Annotated in this window: 7 protein-coding genes; 1 reads left to right on the top strand and 6 read right to left on the bottom strand. The window is 37.2% G+C overall.

Going from position 1 to position 7,395, the window contains the following annotated elements; translation table 11 throughout:
- From RHS_RS32265 to RHS_RS28405, 5 genes are all read right to left on the bottom strand, one after another.
- Positions 1–3,519 (bottom strand): SpaA isopeptide-forming pilin-related protein (locus tag RHS_RS32265; protein WP_395023634.1); only part of this gene is annotated, 3,519 nt, incomplete at its 3' end.
- A gap of 263 nt (positions 3,520–3,782) precedes the next feature.
- Positions 3,783–3,956, bottom strand: coding sequence for a DUF6906 family protein (locus RHS_RS32260; RefSeq protein ID WP_395023633.1), 174 nt, complete (start codon positions 3,954–3,956; stop codon positions 3,783–3,785).
- Between the two features lie 75 nt (positions 3,957–4,031).
- A complete protein-coding gene (locus tag RHS_RS32255) occupies positions 4,032–4,910 on the bottom strand; it encodes an Ig domain-containing protein (protein ID WP_395023632.1) in 879 nt (292 codons plus the stop codon).
- Between the two features lie 65 nt (positions 4,911–4,975).
- The gene (locus RHS_RS28410) at positions 4,976–5,365 is read right to left on the bottom strand and encodes a hypothetical protein (protein WP_047835097.1); all 390 of its coding nucleotides are present in this window, start codon (positions 5,363–5,365) and stop codon (positions 4,976–4,978) included.
- Positions 5,366–5,837: 472 nt separating this feature from the next.
- A complete protein-coding gene (locus tag RHS_RS28405) occupies positions 5,838–6,023 on the bottom strand; it encodes a helix-turn-helix transcriptional regulator (RefSeq protein WP_047835096.1) in 186 nt (61 codons plus the stop codon).
- Positions 6,024–6,247: 224 nt separating this feature from the next.
- Between RHS_RS28405 and RHS_RS32250 the strand changes: the two genes are divergently transcribed.
- The gene (locus RHS_RS32250; RefSeq protein ID WP_395023631.1) at positions 6,248–6,601 is read left to right on the top strand and encodes a helix-turn-helix domain-containing protein; all 354 of its coding nucleotides are present in this window, start codon (positions 6,248–6,250) and stop codon (positions 6,599–6,601) included.
- Positions 6,602–7,211: 610 nt separating this feature from the next.
- Here the strand turns inward: RHS_RS32250 and RHS_RS28395 are convergent.
- The coding region (locus RHS_RS28395) for a hypothetical protein (RefSeq protein WP_047835095.1) at positions 7,212–7,395 on the bottom strand (184 nt) is incomplete at its 5' end.

Raw genomic sequence — 7,395 nt, 5'->3', positions numbered from 1 at the left:
AATAATCAAGTTTACATATTCCACCAGATCCACTATGGTTGTTTTTTCATTCACAAACCCTTCATGCCCTCCAGTTTCTTTATCGGTTGCAGTTGTTCCTATTTCCGGCTTTGGCTTATAATCATTGGTAATTGTCCCTAAATCCACTACCGTCATATTTTTCTTAATGACAATATCAAATGGTTTCATAAGGATCTTATCTGCATTTGCTTCACAAGGCAGTTCCTCAAACCGATACGTATCATATAGAAGTGCCCCTTTATTGTCATCCAGTGTATCCAGACTTCCAAACCAGATACCATCCTCAGCCGTTTTACCTCTGTTTGTATTCTGGCTGTGTGGAACATGGGCGGATGCAGTATTAAATATGCCGTTTTCATCTGTAATTACAATATGGCTTTCCTTTGTAGTTTTTGAGGTTAGTTTAAACGGCACGCCTGACATCCGATTCAGATCACCATCAGATACCTTGATTCCTTTTAAATCACCACGGATTGGTTCATTTTTAATAGCCTGGTCACCTGTCAGCACTACCATTTCTTTATCCTTTTGAATATCAAAGGTCTGGCTTAATTTACCAGTTGGCTGGTAACCAATTGGCGGGGATACTTCCAATGCTTCATAGGAGCCGTAAGGAAGCAGGTCATTTGCTGATATATACCTGCCATCTTTATCTATCTCTACTGTCTTAACAACTTTCCCTGGCTGGTATAACTTTCCTTCCACTGGAACCGGCTGTTTGCTTCTATTAATGATCTGGATCACCGTTCCTTCTAAGGATGCACCACCTTGAGGCTTATTCACATTTATTTCATTGTCCCATTTTTCAATCTGCACACCTCCGCGTATATATGGTTCCGGTGATGTAACTGGCTGAATAGATGTGATTGGTTTTCCTGTTCCCTGTTCTACTTCAAAATTTCTGATGTACAATATTGGATCCAATTTATAACCTGTTGGTGCTTTTGTTTCCTGAATCGCTATCGTTCCTAAAGGAATTATTCTATTACCCTTTGTATCTAAATAAAAATCATCACCACTTACTTTTTCTGCACTCCGGAAATTAATCCTTCCATTCTGATTAGTTGCAATCACCCAAATCCGCTTTGGCTGAATTCCATTCAATGCATCCTCGTCTTGATATTGTCCATCATAATATTTGACCGTATATTCTGCACCTTCAAAATATCCGCTTCCTACAGGCACTTCCTGCCCTGTTCCCGAATCAATCTTTTTCAATAGTAATGCCACAGGATCTGCTACCGGTTCATTTACAATCGTACAAATACTTGTTTTACCGCTCACAACTTTTATAGAATACTTCTCGGTACTCAATTTAAAACCTCTCGGAGCTTTTATTTCAACTGCTGTATAATCTCCTGACGGTAATGGAACTTCCTGTGATTCGCCATTCGCTTTTATAATGAGCCTTTCCCCTATTTCAGCGCCAGTAGCATCATCCGTTACCTTAAATTCTGCACCTTCCAAAGAATAGCAGCTGTTCCCGTCCGTAATCGATGGATTAGCGGAAACTTTTTTGATCTTTGCCTTTCCCTCTTCCGGGATATCCGTTGATGTAAAAGAAACATCATTTAGCCGGTAATCACTGCCTGGATAAAATCCTAACTCTTCATTAATGGATATTTTGTAGACTTTTGGATCCAATTGATAACCTCTCGGCGGAATGGTCTCTTTGATAAAATAATTTCCACAGGCAAAGTAAATTCGTTCAAACTCAATTTTACCCTGTTCATTTGTTATACCTGTTGCAATCCCCTGGGTACACTCCCGATCTCCATACACAGTGTATTCTGCCCCGGCTAAAGATAATCCTGGTGTCGGTGTAGACGTTCCCGTATTCGCATCAATTTTATATCCATTTACTTTCGCACGGAATATCCGGTCTTTTATCGTAACACTTTTTGACGCACCGGATCCGATTTTGATTGATTTTATGGTTTCGTTTAATGCGAAACCTTTCGGCGCTTTTATCTCTTTGATAAAATAATTTCCTGGTGCAAGTTCCAATTCTTCTTTTACCGGCTCCCCTTTCTTATCCGTCTTTACTGTAGCAACTTTATCGGTACATTTTTTGTCTGTATACACCCCAAAGGATGCAGATAAATCCAGATTTTTCTGAAATTCATACGGATAGATAAATGCTCCCAGGCTGTCTGCCATGTCTTTATACACCACTAATGCTCCCGTAGGATTATAATGATAAGAATACGTAGAACTGAGATTCTGATAACCACTGCTGTTTGACTGGTTTTCCCAATAAACGGAATACTCAACCAGACCGTTCTCCTCATCTACTTTTGTAATGGTAATGGTATAAGTTCCTATCTGTCCGGTCTGCGGGGCGGCAAAATCATGCCCAGAAGCACAGGTAGTCATTGTTATACTGTCACCTGCAAATGCTCCGTCACTGCAAACGATATACCCGGTGCCATTATAAGCGACATTGGGATGTCCGTCATAAACAACACTTGCCGTTCCGGTAAATACATCTCCAACTTTTGGATCATCCAGATCCCCTGTTGCTCTGGGAGAAGTCATTTTGGCTCTGGCAGAACGATTCAGATCCGCTTTATCCGAAAAAGAGACTTCAAACAGTTCATCCATTTTTGCTGTTGCTAAAAAATGTCCTCGTTTATACGCTTTTTTGCCAATGTTATATACGGAATCCGGCGTTTCATAGCTTTTGCCCTCTGTAAACCATTTACTTGTATAGGAAGAAACAGAAAAGCCATCTTCCGCAACTGCTTCTATCCGTACTTCTCCCGGAGCATCAGATCCGGTAGCATAACGGAATGTTTTTTCCTGCCCTTGTCTTAATTCTGCCAGAAGGTTTCCTTCCACATCCAGAAGCCGTAAAACACCGCCCGCCGTTTTTACACGAAACGTCTTTGTAAACTCCCCAGCATCTTCTTTCCTGAATATTTCTGACTCTGTTTCTATGACAGGATCTTTTTTTACCTCTATTTTTGTTTCGGACACTGCTTCCGTTTTCGGTTCTGTTTCTGCCTTTGTTTCCATGACAGCCTGAGTCTCCGTTTCCGTAGTACTTTCTACCGCAGTTTGTGTTTCTGCACTGGTTTCTGTTACCCCTTCTGTTTCTTTCCTAGGCTCTGTCCCGGTCTCAGGTTCTATTGCTTCCGTTTCCTCTTCCACAAAAGATCCATAAACAAGAACCTCCTTTTCCGGCATTACAAAAGTAATCCCCTGATCGGTTGCCTGAACCGGAACATCGTTATAATCTGCTGTTACCTGGATCTTTTCCAAACGGTATCCGGCATCCGGGGTTGCTGTGACAGTAACCACCTCATCTTTTTTATATAGCCCTTCCACCCGATCCAGGGTTAAAGTCCCATTTGCACATTCCTTTATTTCTACCTGATATGGCTGTATTTCTGTTTCTTTCTCTGTCATTGCTGCCTGAACAGAACTCCCACAGGCAGAGATGACTACCGCTGCCGCTGAAACAAATGCAACTGCCCGCCTTAAAATATTCTTCATACGTTTGATTTTCCTTTCATTCTGAACTATGGTTAACGGTGCCATAAAAAAAGAACCTTTTGGCGGCTCTCTTGCTTTTATCCATCTTATTTTTTTGTAAACCAACTTCATCACTTTCCTTTCTGAATCATCATTTTTATTTTGTTCACAAAGACCCACTTTTTTTACTTTCTATATTTATATTTTTCCTTAAGTATTCCACTAAATATAACTCCTGTTCTTCATCTTCCATGCGCTGCTCATATTCACGGATAATTTATCCTCTAATTTGTACATGGGATTCTCTCCTTGCGGACTATCTTCCTTGTACCAGTTTCCTTATGTACTACAACAAGAATACCGTCTGTTTCTTCTTTCAGCATCCAGTTATTTGCATTTAAATGTTTCTTTGATAATATCTCTTTTTGAATCCTGGTTAGTCGTTTGTATTGTTTCATCTTCTATCCTCCTCCTAATTTTGGGTACAAAAAAGGGACTTACCTCATATCATAAGTCCCTTTAACCATATTTACTTATTCATATATCGTTTTCCAGTAACCTTCCTCTGGATGGTCAATTATATCCTGTCTAATAAGAACCCTTTTCACTCCGGTTGTATATCTTCCTTCCTCTCCATTATCCATATGTTTGTTTTCATGGGCGTCATAGGCTTCACCCTGTCCCTCGCCTTCAAAAATCATACCACAAGTTATACATTGAATATAACCTGTTTCCTCATACACCGGAATGAATTCAATATATGCTTCTTTCGTCACTACCCAAACTTTTTTCTCTTTAGGCTGTTCTGGCTTACTATTATTTTTATCTTCTTCATTCCCTGGAGAAGTCGTTGCTTTTTTTACCGTTACTGCACATAGCATTTTTTTACCATTCTGAACAGCTGTGATTTGCGCTGTTCCTGATCTCTTTGCAGTAACTCTGCCCCTATTCACTGTTACCATCGCCGGATTATTTGTTTTCCACTTTACAGTCCCGGTTCCGCCCTTAGTCTTCAACAACTTTGATTCACCAATATTTAAGTTCAAACTTTTGCTGCTCAATTTCGGATCCACGACCCGCAATTTACATCTATATGTCATTTTTCCAATTCTTGCAGATATTGTTGTATTTCCAATCTTAAATGCTCTCACTTTAACAGATGTGTTCTTTTTTGCTATGAATCTGGCAACCGATCTCTTACTTATTTTCCAAACTGTTTTCTTTCCCAGAAGGATATCATGAAAATTATATTTCAGCTGCAACGTGTAGGTTTTCCCTTTCAACAAGGTAATTGATTTCTTGCTCAGCTTTGCCGCCTGGGCTTCTACTGGCATAAACATAGCAAATACCAGCAAGATCAGCATGGCAGCTATCCTAATTTTCTGAATCCTGTTCTTATCTTTTTTATTCATACTCACTACCTCCTCTATTTACCATATTATACCATATTGGTTATATGCCTGCCAGAAGATAATTTTCACCCGTCTGATCTGACACCATCTACTATTTTAGTTCCAATCTCTATATATTGCAAAGAATTTTCTTGATATACTTCTGTTATGGTCAGTAACTCAATGTACCCCAGATAACTTGCAACCTTTACTGATTCTAAATCAACAATGTGAAGTCTTTTTTTTAAGTAAATGCAAAGTTCAACTTTATACATTCCACCACCAATTATATTGAAATGATCCACTTGCATATTCGCTATACTTCTAAAAATTTCAGAAGTAACAACATCTTCTTGATTATCCTCCTCAAAATAAGTGCTTGCATATCCATGTTTGTTGTAGTCATATGGCTCCTGCTGGATGGAAACACACGCTGCACCACCCTCATGCATTTTTAAAAAGTTTTTCAATGTCATTTTTATATTCCCCTTTGTCCAATAACGCCATCTGTACATTGCCTTATTTCGATTAGCAAGTTGGGATTAAACCCCACGGATTAACCGCTTGCCACTATTTGGTTTTTTAGCCTGGGATCGTTCAGGCAGATTTGCATTCTTCAAGTATCCAAAAAAACTTGTACTCTGTTCACGTCGTAGTAATACGTATATTTAATTGTCAATGTACAATTTGTTAGGATTTTTCTGTCAAAAGACTTTGACAAGATGAAAAGATGTGCTACAATGTAATTGCTAAAGAACATTGATTAGCTTATGCTTTTCAATCCCTGAACTTCCTAGTTACTAGCTAGGGAGTTCTTTTTATGGAGTTGTTATCTCCAATTAGCAAGTGAGGATTGAACCTCTACGGTCAGTTACATTTACCTTAGTGTTTTTTTCTACCGCTTGCTAGCCTTACTTTTATTTTCATTCCTTTACGCTAAAAATTAATCTATTCAAGGAAATATTCAATAGGAACATCAAAATAATCTGCTAAAATCTTAAGCTTATCGACTTTTGGTTTACTACGACCATTTTTCCAATCCGAAAACGTTGATTGCGCAATTTTAGTTTCTTTTGATACCTGATATGTTGTTTTATTAAATTTGTCCAAAAGTTCTAAAAAATTTTTATACATATTTTTTCTCCTTTCTATTTATAAATTCATAAATAAATATTGTAATTAGTTCGGAAATATGATACAAATAAATTACCAGTTTACTAAATCACATTTTCATAGCAGTTATAAAACATTCTCTCTATTTATGATTTCATAATCTTTATTAGTATTATATTACTGTTTTCATAAATAGTCAAGGGTTAATTTCTGTATTGCTAATATTTTTTTAAGGAAGGAGCATTATGTACGAAATATTTGTGAAATTACTTGAGAAATATGGAATTACGGCATATAAAGTTGGAAAAGCCACCGGAATTGGAGCATCTACATTTTCTGATTGGAAAAACGGAAGGAGTACCCCAAAGCAAGAAAAATTACAAAAGATTGCGGATTATTTTGGCGTAACCGTTGATTATTTAATGACAGGAAACGATGAAAAAGAGAAAAAAGAACCTAAAACAATTTCTAATAACAAAATATGGATAGAAAACTTTGAACCAACCTATGCTGAAATGCAACAATTAATAGCAAGAAATGGAAGTAAGCTTACCACTGAGGAAAAAATGCTCCTAATTAAATTATTATCGGAATTATAATTAGAAAATGTTATCTATGTAAAATTTGAAAAATAAAACATCGACAATAATATATTTAAACCGGTCAACCGGTAGGGCGTTGTGCCATCCGTTCTGAGTCTTGTTAGAAATGGGGTGGTGTTGATGTACGTTACATACAGTGATTTATTCACCTTCGTAATCAAGCCTATTTTTGATAGTTATAACCTTTTGTAACTATCAAAAATAAACATAAAAAATAACGCCCCTACTCTGATAAAGTCAAGCGTTATTTTTTGAAATCTTACCAAAACGGATAGGATCAGCAATCCTCCGGTTGTCTTGTTAAGGATTTTACAGTCAATGTTCTGATTTTTGCCAAACAAAAAATTCTAAAGCAAAAATACCTTCTTACATTTAAAAATCTATTTGAACTACTTATCTATCACATTTGAATATATGATTATTCTGTCTAAAGTACACCTTTTTACACCATTTTAATACTATATCACAATAAATAACGTTAAATTACTATAATTCACTAAAATAGCACACCCTTAAATAATCTACAAAATCAAACATCCACAAGGTTCCTTTAGCATTTAATAGTAGCACACTTAATTCATCGGTTTCTTGATCAAACCATTAAAAACTAAATGAATACTGTATTGCCTATTTTAGCGTGTACAAAATCTATATCCAGCATTTCCTTCCACTCATCCTTTGTTGCCTTAATATCCGCAAATACTGTATCGTTCTCAGCACACCATTCACATAATTCATCCAAGGTTTGGAATACCGGACTTCTAGGTTCACCTTCGGTTGTCGTCCCCCAA

Source organism: Robinsoniella sp. RHS (assembly GCF_001029355.1).
GTDB lineage: Bacteria > Bacillota > Clostridia > Lachnospirales > Lachnospiraceae > Robinsoniella > Robinsoniella peoriensis.
This window is presented reverse-complemented; position numbering and strand designations above follow the sequence as displayed.

Coding starts and splice junctions, on each gene's coding strand:
- RHS_RS28405 (WP_047835096.1), bottom strand. CDS start 6,023: ATGTATAAAAATTTTTTAGAACTTTTGGACAAATTTAATAAAACAACA.
- RHS_RS32250 (WP_395023631.1), top strand. CDS start 6,248: ATGTACGAAATATTTGTGAAATTACTTGAGAAATATGGAATTACGGCA.
- RHS_RS32255 (WP_395023632.1), bottom strand. CDS start 4,910: ATGAATAAAAAAGATAAGAACAGGATTCAGAAAATTAGGATAGCTGCC.
- RHS_RS28410 (WP_047835097.1), bottom strand. CDS start 5,365: ATGACATTGAAAAACTTTTTAAAAATGCATGAGGGTGGTGCAGCGTGT.
- RHS_RS32260 (WP_395023633.1), bottom strand. CDS start 3,956: ATGAAACAATACAAACGACTAACCAGGATTCAAAAAGAGATATTATCA.